Genomic DNA, 21,173 nt, shown 5'->3' on the forward strand with positions numbered 1-21,173 from the left:
AAGTCATGGGGAGCTGAGAATGAGCTTTGATCCATGAATCTCCGAATGGGGAAACCCACCTGAATGTCGGTTATGATTGCCTGATGGCACTTCTTAATCGGCATAACCAGGTACTTTACTCCTGAATACATAGGGGGTTTAGAGCGAACCCGGGGAACTGAAACATCTAAGTACCCGGAGGAAAGGAAATCAACGATACTCCGTTAGTAGTGGCGAGCGAACGCGGACCAGCCGAGCCGTGAGAACGAGTGGAATGGTCTGGAAAGGCCAGCGATATGGGTGACAGCCCCGTACACGAAGTTTGATCGGACGCATTAAGTAGGGCGGGACACGTGTAATCCTGTCTGAAGATCGGGGGACCACCCTCGAAGGCTAAGTACTCCTTGCTGACCGATAGCGAACCAGTACCGTGAGGGAAAGGTGAAAAGCACCCCGACGAGGGGAGTGAAACAGTTTCTGAAACCGGACGCCTACAAGCAGTCGGAGCTTCCTTGAGAAGTGACGGCGTACCTTTTGTATAATGGGTCAACGACTTGGTCTTACGAGCAAGCTTAAGCCGATAGGTGTAGGCGCAGCGAAAGCGAGTCTTAAAAGGGCGACGAGTTCGTGGGATCAGACCCGAAACCAGATGATCTAGCCATGTCCAGGATGAAGGTTGGGTAACACCAACTGGAGGTCCGAACCGACACCCGTTGAAAAGGGTCCGGATGAGGTGTGGCTAGGGGTGAAAGGCCAATCAAATCTGGAGATAGCTGGTTCTCCGCGAAAGCTATTTAGGTAGCGCCTCGGACGAATACCTGCGGGGGTAGAGCACTACATGGATGATGGGGGCCCACAGCCTTACTGAGTCTAAGTAAACTCCGAATACCGCAGAGTACTATCCGGGAGACACACGGCGGGTGCTAACGTCCGTCGTGAAGAGGGAAACAACCCTGACCAACAGCTAAGGCCCCCAATTCGTGGCTAAGTGGGAAAGCATGTGGGATTTCCAAAACAACCAGGAGGTTGGCTTAGAAGCAGCCATCCTTTAAAGATAGCGTAACAGCTCACTGGTCTAGTTAAGAGATCCTGCGGCGAAGATGTAACGGGGCTCAAGCCACGAGCCGAAGCTTTGGATGTGCAGCAATGCACGTGGTAGCGGAGCGTTCTGTGATATAGCACCGCCCGACTTTAGCTCTCCTTCGGGAAAGCCTTGGTCGGACAGGTGCTGACTGTGAAGCCGGCCTGTGAGGGATCCGGTGGAGTGATCAGAAGCGAGAATGTTGACATGAGTAGCGACAAAGAGGGTGAGAGACCCTCTCGCCGAAAGTCCAAGGGTTCCTGCTTAAAGCTAATCTGAGCAGGGTAAGCCGGCCCCTAAGGCGAGGCCGAAAGGCGTAGTCGATGGGAACCAGGTTAATATTCCTGGGCCAGGAGGATGTGACGGATGCTTACTGTTGTCAGACCTTATCGGATTGGTCTGGCAGCTGCGGTGTCCCTGGAAATAGCCCTCCATATGACCGTACCCTAAACCGACACAGGTGGACAGGTAGAGTATACCAAGGCGCTTGAGAGAACCACGTTTAAGGAACTCGGCAAAATGCCTCCGTAAGTTCGCGAGAAGGAGGCCCCATTGATAGGCAACTATCGGTGGGGGGCACAAACTAGGGGGTGGCGACTGTTTACTTAAAACACAGGGCTCTGCGAAGCCGTAAGGCGACGTATAGGGTCTGACGCCTGCCCGGTGCTGGAAGGTTAAAAGGAGGGGTGCAAGCTCCGAATTGAAGCCCCAGTAAACGGCGGCCGTAACTATAACGGTCCTAAGGTAGCGAAATTCCTTGTCGGGTAAGTTCCGACCTGCACGAATGGCGTAACGATCTCCCCGCTGTCTCAAACGTGGACTCAGCGAAATTGAACTGTGTGTCAAGATGCACACTACCCGCGGTTAGACGGAAAGACCCCATGAACCTTTACTCCAGCTTTGCACTGGCATCAGGATTGTGATGTGCAGGATAGGTGGTAGCCTTTGAAGCCGTGACGCCAGTCGCGGTGGAGGCTCCCTTGAGATACCACCCTTCGCACTCTTGATGTCTAACCGCGGTCCGTCATCCGGATCCGGGACCCTGCATGGTGGGGAGTTTGACTGGGGCGGTCGCCTCCCAAATCGTAACGGAGGCGCGCGAAGGTAGGCTCAGACCGGTCGGAAATCGGTCGTTGAGTGCAATGGCAAAAGCCTGCCTGACTGCAAGACTGACAAGTCGAGCAGAGACGAAAGTCGGTCATAGTGATCCGGTGGTCCCAAGTGGGAGGGCCATCGCTCAACGGATAAAAGGTACTCTGGGGATAACAGGCTGATGATGCCCAAGAGTCCATATCGACGGCATCGTTTGGCACCTCGATGTCGGCTCATCTCATCCTGGGGCTGGAGCAGGTCCCAAGGGTATGGCTGTTCGCCATTTAAAGAGGTACGTGAGCTGGGTTTAGAACGTCGTGAGACAGTTCGGTCCCTATCTGCCGTGGGTGTAGGATACTTGAGAGGAGTTGCCCCTAGTACGAGAGGACCGGGGTGAACGTTCCACTGGTGGACCAGTTATCGTGCCAACGGTAGTGCTGGGTAGCTATGAACGGACAGGATAAACGCTGAAGGCATCTAAGCGTGAAGCCCCCCTCAAAACAAGGTATCCCTTGAGGGCCGTGGAAGACCACCACGTCGATAGGCCGGAGATGTAAGTGCAGCAATGCATTCAGTTGACCGGTACTAATTGCCCGATTGGCTTGATTTGATCCAGTAGCAGCAAGGCTCAGGACCAAAAGCAAGTATACACATTGGTTAGAAACAGAACGCTCCGCGCCGGCGCAATGCCGGTGGCCGCATCCGCGGCAGCAGCGCTTCTCAATGTACTCAGACTTGGACATGGCTTCTTCCTCGGTTTGGTGGTCATAGCGTTGGCTAAACACCCGATCCCATCCCGAACTCGGCCGTTAAGGGCCAACACGCCGATGGTACTGCGTCTCAAGACGTGGGAGAGTAGGTCACCGCCAAACCTAGAAAGAAACCAACGTTCTCTCATAACGATACCAATACCCCGATCGCAAATCAGCCCTCGGGACAAACGCGGGGTGGAGCAGCCCGGTAGCTCGTCAGGCTCATAACCTGAAGGCCGCAGGTTCAAATCCTGCCCCCGCAACCAAAGTCAATTGCCGACAGCCCGCGCTAAAACCGCGGGCCTTTTGCTTTTGCGTCTGACCTGCCCCGCGGAAGTTCTCTCGCTGTGATGGAGAGTCTGCCCAACCTGAAGGAGCAGACGATCGGAGCTTTGCCGTTTCATTGACGAGGAGGGGATCGTGACGCCGTGCGGCGGGCGATAAAGGGTCACGGCGGGTGATTGCTCATCCGGCGTCGCGCCGCGCAAACCGGGCTTCGTGGCAGGTGGGGGGCAGAGCCGGGGCCGATCGGTGGCGGTCGAGATGACGCAGGATCGTCGCCGCCAGGACCTCGGCATTGCCGGGCGTGAAATACTGCCCATGCGCCCCGGGGAGGATCTCGACGTGATGGCCCGCGGGATAGGCCTCGCGGAATACCTGCTCCGGTGCCGCCATCTGGCCATAGGGATTGAGATAGCTGCCCGCGCCGAACAGCAGCAAGGTGACGCCCGGGTAATGCAGGAAGCGGCCCTGCTCCATCAGGATGGTCAGGGCGACGTCCCGACCCCGACGCATCAGTTCCTGCCCGGCCTCGCGGATCACGAGGCCGCCCTGACAATTCCCGCCCAGATACAGCGGACCGGTCGGCGCGATCGCCGCGATCTCGTCCGCATAGAGCCGACCGAAGGCCGCCAGCGTCTCGGCACTGTAGTCGACGGCAAGATGCCCCGAGCGCAGCCCGTAAAGCGACACCGCCCCGTTCAGGCATTCGGTCAGCCGCGACAGTTCCTTGCCGGTCTGGAAGCACCAGAACAGCTGCGGAAGCGGCCCGGCGTCGCACAGGCTGCGCACCAGCCCGGCGCGGCCAAGCCGCCGACCGGGCCAGGTCGCCAGATAGGGCAGGATCCTGGCGGCCAGCGCGTTCTCGATCCCGGGGGCGGCGGCGGCAGGCGGTGCCTTGCGCCGTGCATCCACCATCAGCCCCAGGACTTCGACCGTATCAAGACCGGCCTCGAACCCGGCATCCAGCGTGATGCCGAAAGCCGCCTCGATCGCGAACAGCAGGTTCGCCATCGACAGGGAATCGAGCCCGGCCGCGTGCAGGCTGTCCCGCGTGCCGGTGACGATGCCGGTCCCGAATTCCCGGTCGATCAGCGCCATCAGCTGCGCCTCGGTCGCGGTGCCGGTGCTGCGGGCCGTTGCGGGCCGGGTCAGCTGCGGCGGCACCGGCAGGGCGCTGCGGTCGCGCTTGCCGTTGGAATTGCGCGGAATCTCGGGCACGGGCAGGAAGACCGAGGGCACCATCCAGGACGGCAGCTGTTGCGCCAGCCGCATGCGCAGCGCGACCGGATCGGGCGCGGGGGCGCCGGGGGCCATCACCAGATGGGCGATCAGACGGTCGGCGCCCTGAGGCGTGGCAAGGCGCGAGACGGCCGCATCGATCACGCCGGGCAGGCTGCAAAGCGCCGCCTCGACCTCGCCGGGCTCGAGGCGATGGCCGTTGACCTTCAGCTGGCTGTCCAGCCGACCGAGATAGACGAAGCCGCCATCGGCCCCCAGCCGTGCCCGGTCCCCGGTGCGATAGATCCGGGTCGGACCAAGACCGGGAAGATCGACCACCGGGAAGTGTTGTGCGCTCAGCCCGGGCTGGTGCCGGTATCCGGAGGCAAGGCCGGGCCCGAACAGGCACAGCTCGCCCTCCTCTCCCGGTGCGGCAAGCGTTAGGGACCTGGTCATCAGGCAGGCGCCCATGTTGTCGATGGGCCGGCCGATGCGGACGGGCTGGCCGGGCGTGCAGCGGGCGAACAGGGCCTCGACCGTGGCTTCCGTCGGCCCGTAGGCGTTGAGGAAGACCCGCCCCTTGCCCCAGCGCTCCACCAGCGCGGGCGGGCAGGCCTCTCCGGCGACGATCACATGGGTCAGCTGCGGATGCTCTGCGGGCGGGATGATCGCCAGCGCCGAGGGCGTCAGCGACAGATGCGTCAGCCGGGCCTCGGCGATGAAGCGGCCGACCGGCGGGCCGGGGATCGCCTGCAGATCCGAGGGGCAGACGAGACAGGCCCCGGCGGCCAGCGCCATCGCCATGTCCCCCACCGAGACATCGAAGCCGAAGCCGCTGAGCTGCGACACCCGCGCCTCGGCGGTGATCTCGAAATGCCGGACCGCCGCGGCCGCGTAATTGGCCAGCCCGCCGCGTGAAATCTCGACCGCCTTCGGTTCCCCGGTCGTGCCGGAGGTGAAGATCATGTAGGCGGGCGCCCCGGCCGCCGGGGGCTGCGGTTGCCACTGCGGCGCGGCGGCTTCGCCCCGTTCCGGCAGCGGACCGCAAGGGACGATGCGCAGGCCGATGTCCGGCAGGGCCGGGCTTGCGGCATTCACCACGACCGTCCGCACCGCCGCGGTGTCCAGCATCTGGCGCAGCCGCTCCTCCGGCAGGGCCGGGTCGAGCGGCACGAAGACGCCGCCAAGCTGCAGCGTGGCCAGAAAGGCGGTCACCCGGTCCACCGTCCGGCCAAGACAGACGCCGACGCTGTCGCCTGCCCCGACGCCCGCCGCGGCAAGGCTTGCGGCAAGGTCGTCGCTGCGCTGCACAAGATCGGCGTAGCTCAGACGGCGGTGCCCCATTTCGACGGCGGGCGCCCGGGGCCGCCGCCGCGCCTGCGCCGCGACAAGGGTCAGCAGATCCGGCGGCGGGGGCCGTCTTTCGCCGATCAGGATGTTCGGCGCGGCCGCGGCACGGGGCCCGGGCGGATGCGACAGCGCCTGCGCGATCCGCGGGGCGATCGCCGCGCCGCTGCCGCCCGCCATCACGACAAGCGTCTCGTCGCCTTGCAGGTCTGCCTGCAACCGCGCCAGCAGCTCTGACATGTCCGAAACATGGTCGCAGGAAAGCCCCCCGGCGCGGCAGGCTTCGGCCAGCGCGGCATCGCCGTTCCCGGCTTGGGCGGTTTCGCCCAGCGCGACCACCGGCAGCAGATAGCTGTGATCCGCCGCCCCAAGGGCCTGCGCGAAGCGCGCGGCCATGAGCGTGATCCGGCTGTGCAGCTGCGGCTCGAAGATCGCGATCAGCCGCCCCTCCGTCGTCTCGCGCAGGACGGCCAGCGCGGCCTCGATCTCGGCCGGGTGATGGGCGAAATCGTCAAAGAGGCGCAGCCGGTTTCCCGGGGCCACAGGTTGCAGCCGCCGCGCGAGTCCCGGGAAGTCTGCCAGCGCCCCGGCCGCGGTCGCAAACCCGATGCCAAGGGTCAGCGCCATTCCGAGGGCGGCCAGCGCATTGCGCAGGTTGTGGCGCCCCGGAACGATCAGCGAGAGCCGCCCCAGGTCGGTTCCGTTCAGAAAGACGGTGGCGCCCCCCGTCCCGTCGGGAACCGCCCGCAGGTCATTGTCCGCGCCGAGGCCATAGGTCAGCGCCGCACAGCGTGCCCGGCGCAGGAGGTCGAGAACCTGCGGATCGTCGCCGCAGGCCACCGCCCGCCCCTCTGGCGGCAGCCGCGACAGGAAGTCCGCGACCGCGCGTCTCAGCCCGGGCAGCCCGCCGTAGTGATCGGCGTGTTCGTCATCGAGATTGGTCAGGATCGCCAGCGAGGGCTGCCAGGCTGCCAAGGCGCCATGGGCTTCGCAGGCTTCGGTCACGAAAGGTGCATCGGGCGCCCCCAGCCGCGCGGGAAGACGGGCGGCATCGGCAAAGGCGGCCCCCAGCATGTAGCCGAAATCCTCCTGCCCCGCGGCGCTCAGGATGTGGATGAGCATCGCCGTCACCGTCGACTTGCCATGGCTGCCCGCCACGCAGATGGTCTGCCGGTCGGCGATCACCTCGGCCAGCGCCCGGGCGCGGCTCTTGACGGGCAGGCCCGCGCGCCGGGCCGCCCGTCGTTCCACATGGGTCTCGGGAATGGCCGGGCTGGCTATGACACAATCCGCGGCCCGCGCAAGCGCCGGATCCGCGCCGGACAGGACCGATATCCCCTGCGCGTGCAGCAGGTCCAGACGCGCCGGGGCGCAAAGATCGTCGCTGCCGGTCACCGGATGGCCCGCCTGCCGGAGCAGAAGCGCCAGTGGCAACATGCCGCTGCCGCCGACACCGATCAGGTGCAGCCGGGTCCGGTCAGACATCGCCCAGATCTCCCTTCAGCGCATATTCGCCGATCTTTCCCAGTTCGGTGAAGATGCGCTTGCGGCCCTGCGCCGTCTGCCACCAGGTTTCCGCGGACAGATCGCCGGGATCGTCGGGGGGCTGGGCAACCAGCCGCACCTCGGGCGGCACATGTCGGCGCAGGGTCATGAGGGCGCGGCGCATGTGAAAGGGCTTGGCACAAACGGCAAGGCTGCGGATCTTCGCCCAGCCCAGTTCCGTCCCGATCAGCGCCGCCCCGAAAGCGGCATTCTCGGCGGTATTGCGGGCGTTCTTTTCCAGCAGCAACGCGCTTTCCGCCACGCCCGCGCGCAGCGCATGATCGCGATAAAAGGACCATTCCGCCGATCCGTCGACGGCCGTGCCCGCGCCCGAGATCAGCAGGGTCCGGGTCAGCCCCGACCTGTAAAGCGCGATGGCCGGATGCAGGCTGCTGACCGACGGGCTGCAGAAGACAAAGGCCAGATCCACGGGCTCCGGCGGGCATTTCTTGAACAGGAAGGCGCTGATGGCGTTTCGGCTATCGTAGAGATCCACAGTGCGTCCTTTGCTTCGGCGCATTCGGCGCCGGACCATAGACGATATCGATCCCGGGACAACCGGAAACGGCAGCTGCCCGGCGGCGCTGACATCGGCGGTTGCGCGACCGACCCGCGCCGCGCCCGGTCAAAGCGCCGCTCAGGCCACCGCCGCGCAGAGCCGGCTTTCCAGCGCGTCAAAGGCGGCGATCTGCGCGGGGATCATCTGGCGGCTGGCATCGCGGCCCAGATAGACCTTGAACATGCAGCCGCCCGCGGTGTCGTAAAACTGCACCGAGCGGGTTTCGCTGCCAAAGAGCTTGCGCCTGACAAAGGCGACGCAGGCGCAGGCGTCGATTTTCAGATGGCCGCCGATCGGTTTGCCCTTGAAGTTGTACATCCCCTGCGCGACGGTGCCGCCCTGCAGCGGCGCCTTGGCCTCGAGGATCACCGGGCCGGTGTTGACGACAAGGGTGATCTCGCCCCAGCCCGCCATCGCGTCCAGAACCTCGACCATCAGCGTCCCGGGCAGGGCGGTCACCTCGCCCGCGGGCAGGGCGGCAAGCACCGCAAGCGGTGTGGTATCGGCCGCGCGGGCAATGTCTTCCAGCGCCGCATGGGGGGTGGCGGCCAGGGCTTCGGCAATCGTCTGGGGCATCTCTGTCTCCGTCAGTTTCGGGAAAGGTCGGGGTGGTGGGCAAGCCAGCCCAGAAGGCGGGTGGTCATCGGCACCTGCCAGAACCGTCCGGCGCGGCTCAGCCGGTAAAAGCGGTGCTCTGGCGCCCAAAGCCCGGCCGCCTGCCATTGCGCCAGCAGCGGCGCGAAATGATCGGTCAGGCTGAGGCCGGGGGCGGGGATCAGCGTTCTCAGCGCGGTTTCGGCACGGGCAAGATCGAGCATCCCGCGCTCCATCCCGGCCTTGATCGCCTGGGCGACGGGGGCGCTGGCCGCCTGCCGCATCATCCCCGCGACAAGCCCGGTGCCCGCGGCCGCCTGCCCGGAATAGCGCGCCAGATCGGGGGTCAGCCGAAAGCTCAGATCGCCCAGAAAGCCGCCCGCGCCCGCGCCGAAGGCAAGGCAATCCGCCCCGCTTTTGACCGCAAGATTATAGACCGAGCGTTCGCGCAGGCTGCCCTGCCAATGCGAAGTGGAGATCGGCCGCCAGCCCATTTCCTCGGCCGCGGCCTCGCCTGCGGCGAAGAAATGGCCCAGCCGGTCGGGGGCGGCCACCTGTTTCTTGCCCTTTTCGATCGCGGTCAGAAGCGGCGTTCCGGGGATCAGGTTCAGCGCGTAAAGGTCCAGCCCGTCGAGCCCCAGATCGGCGCAAAGCCGCACGTCGGCGGCGACATCCTCGGGGCTCTGACCGGGCAGGCCATAGATCAGATCGACGATCACCGCGCCCTGATCAAGCGTCACAAGCCCTTGCAGCGCCTGAAGGATTTCGGCACGACTGGCCTTGCGGCCCAGCGGGCGGCGGATCGCATCGGAGAAGCTTTGCACCCCAAGCGAGATCCGCGTCACCCCGGCGTCAAAGGCCGCCCGCGCCTTTTCAAGGCCGAAGGAATGGACCCGGCCTTCCAGCGTGATCTCGCAATCGGGCGCCAGCGGCAGATGGCTGCGCAGCGCGCGGACCAGCCGGGCGATGTCGGGGGCAGAAAGCGCCGTGGGCGTGCCGCCGCCCAGATAGACCGCCTGCAGCGGCGGCCCCTCCTGCGCGGGGTGCCGGGCAAAGCCCCTCAGCTGCGCGATCAGCGCATCGACATAGGAAGTGCCCAGATCGGGCCGCCAGGCGTTCTGGTAAAAGCCGCAAAACAGGCAGTGGTTTTCGCAAAACGGGATATGGACATAGGCGACGGCGCGGCGGCTGCGCGGGGTGGCCATCAGCCGGTCCCAGGTGGCGGCCAGCTGCGCCTCGGGCACCGGCGCCATCGGCCCGCCCGGATGCGCGCCGCCCTTGCGCGGGAAGGCGCAGGACAGCGGATCGGCGCCGATCGTGGCAAAGAAGCTCTCGACCGCAGGCGGGGCGGTCAGACGCGTCAGGGCCGCGGTCATGCCGGGCACCGGAAGGGGCGGGGGGAAAACGCGGGCATGTCGAACCTTTCACCTTGCGGCAATGACCTGGCGACATGCTGGGCAACACGACCCCAAGCCGGGGCCTGGGTGATAGAAAGGAATTCCGAGTAATTTTGTCAAGAGGCGGGCCGCCGCGCCGGGGCGATTGACAATCCCTTGCGGTTGTGGCCCTTGGGGGCGTCATCGGTCCCCCGCAGGCGGCGTCACGCACCAGGGGGGGAAAGAGGGAATACGGTGCGGTGTAGCCATCAGGCGCCAAATCCGTGGCTGCCCCCGCAACTGTGAGCGGCGAGCGATGCCGAAGATGCCACTGGGCCTGCCGGTCCGGGAAGGCCGGCAAAGCGAAGACCCGCAAGCCAGGAGACCTGCCTGTGATGCGCCCGGATCTGTCCGGGTGCCAGTCCGGACGCCGGGGTGTGCGTCTGGCCCGGGGCAGGCCGCGGTCTGCCGCGTGCCTCATCCCGTCCGTCCTTTCGGAATGCCGTGCCCGCACGGCCCAGAGAGGAACGACCCATGATCCTGCTGCGCGCCTTCGCCATCCCTCCGCCCCGGACCGTCCCGGTCGGGGCACCGTCTTGAGCTGACCGCCGCGCGCTGATCCTTGCCGATCCGGCCAGGGGGCCCCGCCTTCCTTGCGCTTTGCAGGGCAGGCGAATAATACGTAATTACATAACATACGGAGACCGCTCTTGCTTTCCCGCCTTTCCTTTGCCGCGCTGATCGCGGCCTTGCCCGCGCTGCCGGTTCTGGCCGATCCGGTGACGCTTGATATCGCCGCGCCCTTCGAGATCAAGGCGGCCGATCCGCTTCTGTCGGGGGACATCTTCCTCAAGCTCGACGTGATGGAAACGCTGGTGAACAGCGATGCGACCGGGGCGCTGTTGCCCGGGCTGTCGGATCGCTGGTCGGTGTCGGAGGACGGGCTGGTCTGGCGCTTTCACATCCGCCCCGGCGTGCGGTTCCATGACGGCAGCCCGCTGACCGCCGAGGCCGCCGCGCTGGCCCTGACCTGGTCGTGGAAAAAGGAAGGCATCCTGGCCAAGGCGCCGGTGGCCGCGATTGCCGCCGAAGCCGAGGAGGTGGTGATCACCCTCAAGACCCCGTTTGCCGCCCTGCCCGCCTTCCTTGCCGAATATCGCACCGGGATTCTGGCCCCTGCCGCCTATGCCGCGGATGGCACGGTGACGGCGCTGATCGGCACCGGGGCGTTCCGGGTGACCGTGCTGGAGCCGCCGCTGCGGCTGGAAGCCCTGCGGTTCGATGGCTATTGGGGCGGCCCCGCCAAGCTGGAGGCGATCCATTACGCAGGCGTCAGCCGGGCCGAGACCCGGGCCTTGATGGCGGAATCGGGCGATGCGGGACTGGTGGTGAACCTTGATCCCGCCTCGGTCACCCGGCTTGCCTCGGTCAAGACCGTCACCGTGCATTCCGTCTCGCTGCCGCGGGTGCTGTTGCTGAAACTGAATGCCGCCGCGCCCTTCTTTGACACGGTCGAAGAACGGCGGGCGCTGTCCTTGGCGATCGACCGGGCCGGGCTGGCGCAGGCGGTCCTGCGCTATCCGGCGGCGGCGACGCAGATGTTCCCGCCCGCGATGGCGGCCTGGCATGATCCGGCGCTGGCGCCGCTCGGTTACGACCCCGAAGCCGCCAAGGCCGCCTTTGCCGCGGCGGGCTGGCTGCCCGGGCCCGATGGCATCTTGCAACATGACGGCCAGCCCTTTGCGGTCGAGCTGCTGACCTATCCCGACCGGCCGGAACTGCCGCTGACGGCGGCGGTGCTGGAGCAGATGCTGCGCGAGGTCGGCATCGCGGTGACGATCAATGCCACCAACTCCTCGGAAATCCCGGCAAAACATGCGGCCGGAACGCTGCAGATGGCGCTCTTTGCCCGCAATTTCGCGCTGGTCCCCGATCCGGTCGGCACGCTGATGCAGGATTACGCCCCCACGGGCGATTGGGGGGCGATGGGCTGGGACAATCCCGCCTTCACCGCAGCGGTGCGCAAGATCGCGGCCGGGGGCGGCACGGCGGCCGAAAAAGCCGCGCTGTCCGCGACCTTGCAGGCCGAGCTGCCGGTCGTGCCGATCGCCTGGTATCAGCAGACGGCGGCGGTGTCGAACTCCGTCAAGGGGATCGTGATCGACCCCTATGAACGGACCTTCGGGCTGAAATCGGCGGAGATCGTGCAGTGACCTTCGCGCTTCGGACCCTTGCCTTCCGCCTGTTGCAGGCGGCGGGCGTCGCGCTGGTTGTCGGCGTGATGTCGTTTCTGATGATGCGGGCCATGCCCGGGGACATGGCCTTTCGCATCGCCGCGGCGCGGTATGGCTATGACCTTGCCTCGGCCGATCTGGCCGAGGCGGTGCGGACCGAGCTGAACCTGGGCGCCGGGCCGCTGGTGCTGTTCGCCCAGTGGATGGCCGATCTGGCGCGGCTGGATCTGGGCCGCTCGATGGTCTCGGGCCTGCCGGTCTGGCAGGAGATCGCGCATCAGCTGGGCGCCAGCCTGCAGCTGGCGGCGGTGGCGCTGGGGCTCTCGCTGCTGATCGGGCCGCCGCTGGGCATTTACGCCGGTCTGCGGGCCGGGGGGCGGTTTGACCGCGCGCTGCTGGTGGCGGCGGCGGCCTTTCGCGCGGTGCCGCAATTCCTGCTTGGCCTCGTGCTGATCGTGGTTCTTGCGGTGCAGCTGCAGCTGTTGCCCGCCGCGGGGCACGGGGACATCCGCCATCTGGTCCTGCCCGGGCTGACGCTGGCGCTGGGGCTGGCTGCGGCCTCGGCGCGGATTGCCCGCGATGCGATGGCGGCCTTTGCCGCAAGCCCCGCCCATGCCTTTGCCCGCACCAAGGGGCTGAGCGACGGACAGGTGCTGCTGCACCATGGGTTGCGGGCCATCGCCGCCCCGCTGCTGACCTATCTCGGCCTGCAATTCGTGCTGCTGGCCGAGGGCGTCGTGGTGGTCGAAACCATCTTCGGCTGGCCCGGCATCGGCCATGCGCTGATCCATGCGGTGTTTCACCGCGACGTGCCGATGGTGCAGGGAACGGCGCTGGTGATGGGGCTGTCCTTCGTCCTTCTCAACACGCTGATCGATCTGGCCCTGCGCCGCATCGACCCGCGGGAGGTCCGGGCATGAGGGCAAGACATCTCGGGCTTGGCCTGCTGGCCGTGCTGGTGGCTTTTGTGCTGATCGGGCCGCTGCTCGATCCGGTGGGGCCGTTCAAACAGGCGCTGCTGCGGGTGCTGGCCGGGCCGGATGCGCAGGCCTGGTTCGGCTATGATCATCTGGGCCGGTCGATGTTCGCGCGGCTGTCGCAGGCGCTGCGGCTGTCGCTGACGATCGCCTTTGCCGCCACCGCGACCGCCGCCGTTCTGGGCATCGCGCTTGGGGCGCTGGCCAGCTGGCGCGGCGGCTGGATCGACCGCGGCCTGTCGCTTCTGGCCGACAGCGTGCTGGCCCTGCCCGCGCTTCTGATGGTGCTGATGATGGGGGTGATCCTGCCTTCGACGCCGCTGGCCTTCTGGGCGGGTTTGGCGGCGGTGCAATGGATCGAGTTCTTCCGCCTGACCCGGTCCGTCGCGCGCAGCCAGCTTGCCAGCCCCGCGGTCGAGGCCGCCACGCTGCAGGGCTTCGGCCCGCTCTGGGTGTTTCGCCGCATCCTCTGGCCCGAGATCGGCCCGATGCTGCGCACCGCCACGGCCTTCGGCGTCGCCAATGCCATCGCCGCCATCGCCGCGCTGGGCTTTGTCAGCGTCGGCATGCGCGCGCCGACGCCGGAACTCGGCCTGATGATGGTCGAGCTGCTGCCGAGCTGGCGCGAGGCGCCCTTTGCGCTGCTGCAACCCGTCGCGGCCTGTTTCGCGCTGCTTCTCTCTCTCAACCTGATTGCCGGAGGCCGCGAATGACCCTGTTGCAGGCAAAAGACATCACCGTGACCGCCGGGGCCGAGCGGCTGCTGGACCCGGTTTCGCTCGATCTGCCCGCCGGTCGGGCGGTGACGGTGCTGGGCGAAAGCGGCTCTGGCAAGAGCCTGCTGGCGCAGGCGCTTCTGGGCACCTTGCCGGGCGGACTTTTGGCGGGCGGCACGCTGACGGTGGGGGAGACGCGGCTTGACCCGGCCCGGCCGCAGGGCAGCCGGGCGCTTTGGGGGCGCGCGATCGCGGTTCTGCCGCAAGAGCCCTGGCTGGCGCTCGACCCGTTGATGCGCGGGCAACGTCAGGTCGCCGAGGTGCATGATCTGGTGGCGGGCGATCCCGCGCCGGACGACCGCGCCAGCGCCGATCTGGCGGCGCTGGGACTGGAGGGGGCGGGGGCGAAATACCCCTGGCAGCTTTCGGGCGGCATGGCGCAACGGCTGGCCTTTGCGGCGGCGCGGGCGTGCGGGGCGCGGATCACCGTGGCCGACGAGCCGACCAAGGGGCTCGACAGCGACCGGCGCGATGACGTGCTGGCGCTGTTGCGGCGCGGGCTTGAGGGCGGCGGCGGGCTTTTGACGATCACCCATGATCTGACGCTGGCGGCAGGCCTGGGCGGCGAGATCCTGGTGATGCAGGGCGGCACGGTGGTCGAACGCGGCTCGGCCGAACGGGTGCTGGCGGCGCCCGAACATCCCTATACGCAAGCGCTGATCGCCGCCGATCCGGCGCATTGGCCGCGCCCCGATCCGATGCCCGAGGCCGCGCCGCTGCTGCGGGCCGAGCGTTTCACGGTGGCGCGCGACGGGCGAACCCTGTTTGCGCCGCTCGATTTCACCCTTTCGCCCGGGCAGGTTCTGGGCGTGGCGGGGCCGTCGGGCTGCGGCAAGTCGAGCCTTGGCAATGCGCTTTTGGGGCTTTTGCCGCATCAGGGCAGGCTGTGGCGGGACCCGGCAGTGCCGAAACTTGCCTTTCAGAAGCTCTGGCAGGATCCGCCCGCCGCCTTTCCGGCGCGGATCACGCTGGCCGAGGGGCTGGACGACCTGCTGGCGCGGCATCGGATCGATCCGGCAAGGGTGGCCCCGCTGCTCGACCGGCTGAAGCTGGCGCCCGATCTTCTGGCGCGCCGACCTGCGGCGGTGTCGGGCGGCGAGTTGCAGCGCATCGCGCTTTTGCGGGCGTTGCTGCTGGATCTCGCGTTCCTGTTCGCCGACGAGCCCACCTCGCGGCTGGATCCGGTGACGCAGGCGCTGACGATCAGGCTGATGGTCGGGATCGGCCGCGAGACCGGCATGGCGATGGTGATCGTCAGCCATGACCTTGCCCTGCTCGAGGCGATCTGTGACCGGGTGATCCGGCTCATGCCGGGCTGACCCGGGTCCGCGGCCGGGCTCAGGCTGCGGCCGCGGCAAGACGGCGGGCGAAAATCGACGCCGGAGCGTCGAATCGCCGGGTTGATCTTCGATCCGATGCGACCGTAGGAGGGGGCCGCGAACAACAGCACAAGATCCCGGCAACGCGACGCGTCGCACACCTGCCGGTCTTCCCGGTGAAGACGGCGGTGCGAGGGACAAAGAGGAGACTGGCGTTTGGAACTGATTCATGACTTCTTCAACTGGCTGAACGGGATCGTCTGGGGCGTTCCGATGATCGTCCTGATCATCGGCACCGGCTTCTACCTTCAGCTGCGTCTTGGCTTCATGCCGATCCGCAAGCTGGTCTACGGCTTCCGCATGATCTGGAAAAGCCGCACGCCCGGCGCGGATTCGGAAGGGGAAATCACCCCCTACGCGGCGCTGATGACCGCGCTCTCCGCCACCATCGGCACCGGCAACATCGCGGGCGTCGCCACCGCCATCGCGGTCGGCGGCCCCGGGGCGCTGTTCTGGATGTGGGTCACCGCCTTTGTCGGCATGGCCACGAAATACGCCGAGGTGGTCGTCGCGGTGAAATATCGCGAAGTGGACGACAAGGGCGAACATGTCGGCGGCCCGATGTTCGCGATCAAGAACGGGCTGGGCAGGAACTGGGCCTGGCTGGCGACGGCCTTCGCCTTCTTCGGCGGCCTTGCGGGCTTTGGCATCGGCAACATGGTGCAGGCCAACGGCATCGCGAGCGCGGTGCAGAACGCCTTCGGCATCGAGACCTGGATCTCGGGCGTCGTGATGACGGTGCTCACCGGGCTCGTCGTTCTGGGCGGGATCCGGCGCATCGGCGCGGTGGCCGAACGGGTCGTGCCCTTCATGGCGGTTGTCTATCTGGTCAGCGTCACCTTCGTGCTGGCGGTCTTCGCCGAAAACATCCCGGCGGCCTTTGCCACGATCTTCACCGATGCCTTCACCGGCACCGCCGCGGCGGGGGGCTTCCTTGGGGCGACCATCCTGATGGCGATGCAGAAGGGCGTGGCCCGCGGGATCTTCTCGAACGAGGCGGGCCTTGGCACCGCCGGGATCGCCCAGGCCTCGGGCTCGACCTCGAACCCGGTGTTCTCGGGCGTGATCGGCATGATGGGGACCTTCATCGACACGATCATCATCTGCACGCTGACCGGCCTTGCGATCATGGTCACCGGCGTCTGGACCAGCGGCGAGACCGGGGCGATGCTCTCCTCCTCGGCCTTCGAGGCGGCGATGCCGGGCTATGGCAAATATGTGCTGACGATCTGTCTGGCGCTCTTTGCCTTTACCACCATCCTCGGCTGGGCCTATTATGCCGAAAAATGCTGGGAATTCCTGCTGGGCACGATCAGCGAAATTCCGTTCCGGGTGCTGTGGACCGTCGCGGTCTTCTTCGGCGCGACGCTGAGCCTCGATTTCGCCTGGCTGGTGGCGGATACGCTCAACGCGCTGATGGCGATCCCGAACCTGATTTCGCTGCTGCTGCTGTCGCCGATCATCGTCAAGCTGACGCGCGACTATTTCGCCCCGGGCGGCGAAGGCGGGAACTGAAGACAAAGGCCGGGGCGTCCTGACGGATGCCCCGGCGCTTCGCGCGGCCTGCCCCGGGCGGCCACCGGTCGAAGACGGCACCGGGCGGCGCGGTCAATCGGGGCTGACGCGGAAATCGTCCTTCGGCAGCCGGTTCACGAAACGCTCGGCGATTTCGGTGATCACGATATCGGGCTTCAGCGCCGCGATGAAATCCCAGTCCAGACTGGTCGACCAGACGAAATGCACGTCGCGGAAGGTTTCCGACAGCATCGCCGTCAGCAGATGCGGGCGGAACTCGCAAAAGGAATCGCCAAACAGCACAACCCTTTTGGCGATGGCCTGCGGCTGGTCGTTGTGGTTGTGCACCATGCAGCCGACGAAGCGCGGCGTGCCCTTGGCCAGCCCCTCGCTTTCGTTGTAGCGCACCATCTCGTTCTCGGCCTGCCGCTTCGAGTGCCGCAGCACCCGGCCGAACCGCGCATGTTCCAGCACCGGCGGCGACAGTTTCGCGCCCAGATCCAGCACCATCTCCTTGCCCGGGCCGGGGCGGGCCTTGCTCAGGTCGCAAGGCGTGACGCCCAGGCTTTCGCACAGCCGCAGATAGGCGACCTGACAGCCCTCGAAGGTCCAGTGGCTGTCGGTCTTGAAGAAGAACTTGTCCGATCCTTCGGCCTCGCCGCCGCCGGGCTCGACCCGGGCGGCAAAGTTGCCGCGCGTGCCGCGCAGGTCGGGCAGGATGTCGACGCAAAGCGTGTCGTCGGGAAAGGCCCGGGCGAACCGCGCCCCCGGGTGCTGATCGAAATAGCGCAGCGGCGCGGTCAGATGCTGCGGATAGACCGAGATCTTGTCGGGCACGACAAGGTGGCGATACTGCGCCCCGATCTGCGCGCACCGGGCTGCGCGGGCGCGCAGCAGCGTCACCCAGCCCGCAAGTTCCGGGGCCCCGAAATATCCCGGGTCGGTGTAGTAGCGGCTCACGTCGTTGGAGCCGTCCCACAGGAACAGCCAGCCATCGCGGCCGCGCAGGATGCCATTTTCGACGGACAGGCTGTCGGTGTCGCTTTTGCCGGGCGGAAAGGGGTCGATACTCATATGCAGGAGTCCTCTTGCGACTTTGGTTGCGGTCCGGCCGACCGGGGCGCGAAACCCCCGGGAGCTGGCGCGCAGCGCGGCCAGCCAGCGGATCGTGACGGGGGGGCGCTTCCTGAACAGCGCCGCAAACCCCCGCGCCGGGGGCACGGTCGCATCGATGCTGCGACTGGGTTCACGATCTGGCCACATGACTTGCTCTTTCGGGGGTCTCCGCCCACTGTCTTCACAATGTCATTTCCACCGCAGGCAGACAAGGCCGACAAAAAACGGCAGACGGGAAGCCCGTCTGCCGTCGCCGTGCATCCTGCCCCGAGGTCTCAGGCGACCACGAAGAAATCGGCGTTGGTCATCGCAAGGCCGGTGCCAAGCGTCGCCACAAGCACCCGGGCCGTCGCGCCCGTGCCGTCGGCGTCATACCAGAGCGCGCCGGAGTCGGTTTCGTAGATGATCCGGTCCAGTGCATCGGTCGCCAGACCCGTGATGTTCTTGGTGAAGGCATTGGCGGTCAGCGTGCCGGTGGCGGCGATGCCGGTGAAGAACGACCGGTCGAGCCGGATCGTGTCATCGACGACGCTGAAATCGGTGATGATGTCGGCATTGGCCGCGGTCACCGCGACGTTGAACAGGAACGTGTCCTTGCCCGCGCCGCCGATCAGCGTGTCCTGTCCGGTGCTGCCATCGATGAAGTCGTTGCCGGTGCCGCCGTCCAGCTTGTCGTTGCCGGCGCCGCCGCGCAACGTGTCATTGCCCCCGCGCGACATCAGCGTGTTGCTGGCGTTGTTGCCCATGATCAGGTCATTGCCGTTCCCGGTGACGCCGATCTCGATCACCGTGCCGCGGGCAATGCCGAGATTGCCCACCAGACCGGCCAGGTTCGAGAAACTGCCGGGGGCGAGATTGAGGGTCTGGTTGACGTTCGAGAAGCTGAAATCGATCGTGTCGCGGCCGCCGGCATCATAGATCGTCATCGTCACCGGATCGCCGCCATAGGTCGCGGAGGTGCCCGCCACGAGGCTGTCGAACAGCGTTTCCAGATAGCCGCCGACATTCGAATTCCGGCCGTAGACGGTGCTGCCCAAGGTGGTGGTCGAGGCGCCATACATCGACTGCATCGCGATGATGTCGGACATCATCGCCGACATGACCCAGGCAAAGGACGCGCCGCTGGTGGTGTTGTCGTCCTGGCTGAAATAGGACATCACCGACAGGTGCCAGCTGTCATTGGGGAAGGTCGCATCGTCGGGATAGGTCGCCGAGCCGTTGTAGGCGCCCTGATGGCCCAGCCCGAGCGCGTGCCCGATCTCGTGGATGTAGGTCTGCAGGCTGTAGCCGTCCATCGTGGTGCCATAATTGGCGATCCAGGCGGTGTCGATGTTCACGAAGGAGCTGTTGATTCGCGTGCCGGTGGTGTTCGAGGTCGAATAGGCGCCATCATCCGAATCGTCGAATTCGATGTCGGCGGTGCCGGTCGTTTCGACGAAGACAAGATTGGCCACGGCGGACCAGGCCTGCAGCGCCCAGCGCGCCAGCTGTTGCCCGTCGGCGGTCAGGTTGTGCAGATCGACGGTGATGACATTGTCCGAGGTGGTGTCGAAGCTGCGCGCCTGCCCCCCGTTGCTTTCCCAATAGCCGTTCACCAGATAATCGGCCAGATCGTCGATCGTCGGCGGCGCGACCGTGATCGCCGTCAGCGCATAGCTGCCGGTATAGGAGCTATATCCCGCCGCTTCGAGGAAATACGTCCCCGAGGTGGTCGCGGTGAAGGTGATCTGCGAATTGGTGCTGTTGGAATAATCGTCGTTGTAGGCAATCTGGTTGCCCGCGGCATCATAAAGCCTCAGATAGGTGTCGCCCAGCGTGCCGCCGTTCAGGTTGAACTGATAGGTCTGCCCCGCCACGAGGTTGATCCGCACGCCGTCCCGGTCGCCCGAAGCCGCGATCGTCCCGTTGAACGTGTCCCCGACGCTCATCGTGTAGGTCGTGGTAGTGCCTGCACCGGCATCGGCGATCTCGCCGATCGCCGCGTAAAGAGGCTCTGCCGTCGCACCGCGCAAAAATTCACTGATCTGTCGTGTCATTCGTGTCGTCCCTTCCCCAATTCTTCAGGCACGCCTATCGCGCAATCGGGCTTGCGTCCCACAAGCTCTGAAAGAACCTGCTGACCATGCCTGCGTTCAAATCGCGATCCATGACGCTGAGCGCCTGCGTCTCGCCCGTTTGCCAGTCCTCGCCGGGGTGCCGCCATTCCAGATGCGCGACAATCCCGTCTTTCCTCAGCCGCTCGACATGCAGCCGAATGGCGGTCGTCGTTTCCGGGGCCGTTTCGGGCCCGACCAGCTGGACCCTGCGGTCCGGCAGGCCGGTCGCGATCACCTCCCGCATCAAGCCGCACAGATCCGCCACTTCGGCGGTCTGCGGCAGGCAGCTCAGGGAAAGGCCCGGGTCGGCACTGACCTGGACGGGGGCAAGACCTGCGCCCATCATCACCAGAACCCTCCCGAATGCGATCAAATGTGTCCCCACCATGGCATCAGACTACCGTCGGCGGTGGCACCTGTCTATCCTGTTGACGGGTCAGGGGCTGAAGCAATCGGCGCGGCCGTCGGCCTTGATCGTGGCGGCGCCATCGGCGATCTGATTGGCCCGTTTCGAGACATAGCGCGAGGGCCGGGCGGCGTTGCGATCTTTCGGATCGGGCAGCACCGCGGCCAGGAGCGACGCCTGCCGCGGTGTCAGCTTCGCCGGGGTGGTGCGGAAATAATGGAAGGCGGCGGCATTGACGCCGAACACCCCCTCGCCGAATTCCGCAACGTTCAGATAGACTTCCAATATCCGCCGCTTGGTCCAGACCGCCTCGACCGCGGGCGTCAGAAGCGCCTCGAGCGCCTTGCGCAGCCAGCTGCGGCCCTGCCAGAGGAAGACGTTCTTCGTCACCTGTTGCGACAGCGTGGAGGCGCCGCGATTGGCGCCCTTGTCGATCGCCTGCCGGATCGCCCCCATGTCGAAGCCCCAGTGGGTGCAGAAATTCGCATCCTCGGCCGCCACGACCGAGCGCGCCATCACCGGGGCGATATCCTCGAAATCGGTCCATTCCTGATCGAGCTTGCCCAGCCGCTGCTTTTCGCTCCACATCGTGAAGGTCGTCGGCGGATCGAGCACGTCATAAAGCACGATCAGCGCCAGATAGGCCGCCAGAATGCCGAGGCTGATCCGCGCCGTCCAGGCCCCGGCAAAGCGCAGGGGCGCAAGCAGCAGGGCCCCGACCGAGCGGGCACGCCCCGGGGGAATCGTCGCTTTGATCGGGTTTTTCCTGCGTGCCGCCATTGCGCCATCTGTCACGCCACGGGGGAGCCGGTCAAGCCGCGCCCGAACGGGAAAGGGCGGGGTCACCCG

13 protein-coding genes, 1 tRNA gene, 2 rRNA genes and 1 riboswitch (1 of these 17 only partly in view) are annotated in these 21,173 nt (G+C 66.2%); of the genes, 8 read left to right on the forward strand and 8 right to left on the reverse strand.

The window, feature by feature from the left end; translation table 11 throughout:
- The 3 genes from RCAP_RS00760 to RCAP_RS00770 all read left to right on the forward strand — a co-directional run.
- Window positions 1–2,762, forward strand: a 23S ribosomal RNA gene (locus tag RCAP_RS00760); it begins 73 nt to the left of the window's first position.
- Window positions 2,763–2,909: 147 nt separating this feature from the next.
- Window positions 2,910–3,024, forward strand: a 5S ribosomal RNA gene (gene rrf, locus RCAP_RS00765).
- Between the two features lie 69 nt (window positions 3,025–3,093).
- Window positions 3,094–3,170: transfer RNA gene (locus RCAP_RS00770), tRNA-Met, on the forward strand.
- Between the two features lie 199 nt (window positions 3,171–3,369).
- On the opposite strand, the gene RCAP_RS00775 is transcribed toward RCAP_RS00770, so the two are convergent.
- The 4 genes from RCAP_RS00775 to hutW all read right to left on the reverse strand — a co-directional run bounded on the left by RCAP_RS00775 (window position 3,370) and on the right by hutW (window position 9,825).
- On the reverse strand, window positions 3,370–7,236 hold the full coding sequence (locus tag RCAP_RS00775) for an amino acid adenylation domain-containing protein (RefSeq protein ID WP_013065895.1): 3,867 nt from the start codon (window positions 7,234–7,236) through the stop codon (window positions 3,370–3,372).
- Window positions 7,229–7,792, reverse strand: a complete 564-nt coding sequence (locus tag RCAP_RS00780; RefSeq protein WP_013065896.1) for a YdcF family protein — start codon at window positions 7,790–7,792, stop codon at window positions 7,229–7,231. Before RCAP_RS00780 ends, RCAP_RS00775 begins: the two co-directional genes overlap by 8 nt.
- Window positions 7,793–7,933: 141 nt before the next feature.
- Complete coding sequence (hutX, locus tag RCAP_RS00785) at window positions 7,934–8,431, reverse strand: heme utilization cystosolic carrier protein HutX (RefSeq protein ID WP_013065897.1); 498 nt, start codon at window positions 8,429–8,431, stop codon at window positions 7,934–7,936.
- 11 nt (window positions 8,432–8,442) lie between these two features.
- Window positions 8,443–9,825, reverse strand: coding sequence for a heme anaerobic degradation radical SAM methyltransferase ChuW/HutW (gene hutW, locus RCAP_RS00790; protein WP_013065898.1), 1,383 nt, complete (start codon window positions 9,823–9,825; stop codon window positions 8,443–8,445).
- 188 nt (window positions 9,826–10,013) lie between these two features.
- A riboswitch (cobalamin riboswitch) is annotated at window positions 10,014–10,233 on the forward strand.
- Between the two features lie 302 nt (window positions 10,234–10,535).
- Here hutW and RCAP_RS00795 point away from each other — a divergent pair.
- The 5 genes from RCAP_RS00795 (at window position 10,536) to RCAP_RS00815 (ending at window position 16,706) form a co-directional block, all read left to right on the forward strand.
- Complete coding sequence (locus tag RCAP_RS00795) at window positions 10,536–12,038, forward strand: ABC transporter substrate-binding protein (protein ID WP_013065899.1); 1,503 nt, start codon at window positions 10,536–10,538, stop codon at window positions 12,036–12,038.
- Window positions 12,035–12,979 carry an ABC transporter permease gene (locus RCAP_RS00800; protein WP_013065900.1) on the forward strand — a complete coding sequence of 315 codons (945 nt, stop codon included), beginning with the start codon at window positions 12,035–12,037 and terminating at the stop codon, window positions 12,977–12,979. Before RCAP_RS00795 ends, RCAP_RS00800 begins: the two co-directional genes overlap by 4 nt.
- A complete protein-coding gene (locus tag RCAP_RS00805; protein WP_013065901.1) occupies window positions 12,976–13,749 on the forward strand; it encodes an ABC transporter permease in 774 nt (257 codons plus the stop codon). Before RCAP_RS00800 ends, RCAP_RS00805 begins: the two co-directional genes overlap by 4 nt.
- Entirely contained in the window at window positions 13,746–15,131 is a 1,386-nt protein-coding gene (locus tag RCAP_RS00810; RefSeq protein ID WP_013065902.1) for an ATP-binding cassette domain-containing protein, read from the forward strand. The genes RCAP_RS00805 and RCAP_RS00810 overlap by 4 nt, the downstream gene beginning before the upstream one ends.
- A gap of 216 nt (window positions 15,132–15,347) precedes the next feature.
- Window positions 15,348–16,706 carry an alanine/glycine:cation symporter family protein gene (locus tag RCAP_RS00815; protein WP_013065903.1) on the forward strand — a complete coding sequence of 453 codons (1,359 nt, stop codon included), beginning with the start codon at window positions 15,348–15,350 and terminating at the stop codon, window positions 16,704–16,706.
- Between the two features lie 93 nt (window positions 16,707–16,799).
- Here RCAP_RS00815 and RCAP_RS00820 read toward each other — a convergent pair whose 3' ends face one another.
- The 4 genes from RCAP_RS00820 to mtgA form a co-directional block, all read right to left on the reverse strand.
- Complete coding sequence (locus RCAP_RS00820) at window positions 16,800–17,780, reverse strand: alginate O-acetyltransferase AlgX-related protein (protein WP_013065904.1); 981 nt, start codon at window positions 17,778–17,780, stop codon at window positions 16,800–16,802.
- 317 nt (window positions 17,781–18,097) lie between these two features.
- Window positions 18,098–19,858: a M10 family metallopeptidase C-terminal domain-containing protein gene (locus RCAP_RS00825; protein WP_013065905.1), complete on the reverse strand. Its 1,761-nt coding sequence runs from the start codon at window positions 19,856–19,858 to the stop codon at window positions 18,098–18,100.
- Between the two features lie 34 nt (window positions 19,859–19,892).
- Complete coding sequence (locus RCAP_RS00830) at window positions 19,893–20,267, reverse strand: hypothetical protein (protein WP_131618273.1); 375 nt, start codon at window positions 20,265–20,267, stop codon at window positions 19,893–19,895.
- Window positions 20,268–20,354: 87 nt separating this feature from the next.
- Window positions 20,355–21,104 carry a monofunctional biosynthetic peptidoglycan transglycosylase gene (gene mtgA / locus RCAP_RS00835; RefSeq protein ID WP_013065907.1) on the reverse strand — a complete coding sequence of 250 codons (750 nt, stop codon included), beginning with the start codon at window positions 21,102–21,104 and terminating at the stop codon, window positions 20,355–20,357.
- Between the last annotated feature and the right edge of the window lie 69 nt (window positions 21,105–21,173).

The organism is Rhodobacter capsulatus SB 1003 (genome assembly GCF_000021865.1).
Taxonomy (GTDB): domain Bacteria; phylum Pseudomonadota; class Alphaproteobacteria; order Rhodobacterales; family Rhodobacteraceae; genus Rhodobacter; species Rhodobacter capsulatus_B.

What these genes read in the sequence shown, in the direction of transcription:
- RCAP_RS00825 (WP_013065905.1), bottom strand. Translation starts at nt 19,858, where the DNA reads ATGACACGACAGATCAGTGAATTTTTGCGCGGTGCGACGGCAGAGCCT.
- hutX (WP_013065897.1), bottom strand. Translation starts at nt 8,431, where the DNA reads ATGCCCCAGACGATTGCCGAAGCCCTGGCCGCCACCCCCCATGCGGCG.
- RCAP_RS00775 (WP_013065895.1), bottom strand. Translation starts at nt 7,236, where the DNA reads ATGTCTGACCGGACCCGGCTGCACCTGATCGGTGTCGGCGGCAGCGGC.
- hutW (WP_013065898.1), bottom strand. Translation starts at nt 9,825, where the DNA reads ATGACCGCGGCCCTGACGCGTCTGACCGCCCCGCCTGCGGTCGAGAGC.
- RCAP_RS00810 (WP_013065902.1), top strand. Translation starts at nt 13,746, where the DNA reads ATGACCCTGTTGCAGGCAAAAGACATCACCGTGACCGCCGGGGCCGAG.
- RCAP_RS00805 (WP_013065901.1), top strand. Translation starts at nt 12,976, where the DNA reads ATGAGGGCAAGACATCTCGGGCTTGGCCTGCTGGCCGTGCTGGTGGCT.
- RCAP_RS00820 (WP_013065904.1), bottom strand. Translation starts at nt 17,780, where the DNA reads ATGAGTATCGACCCCTTTCCGCCCGGCAAAAGCGACACCGACAGCCTG.
- mtgA (WP_013065907.1), bottom strand. Translation starts at nt 21,104, where the DNA reads ATGGCGGCACGCAGGAAAAACCCGATCAAAGCGACGATTCCCCCGGGG.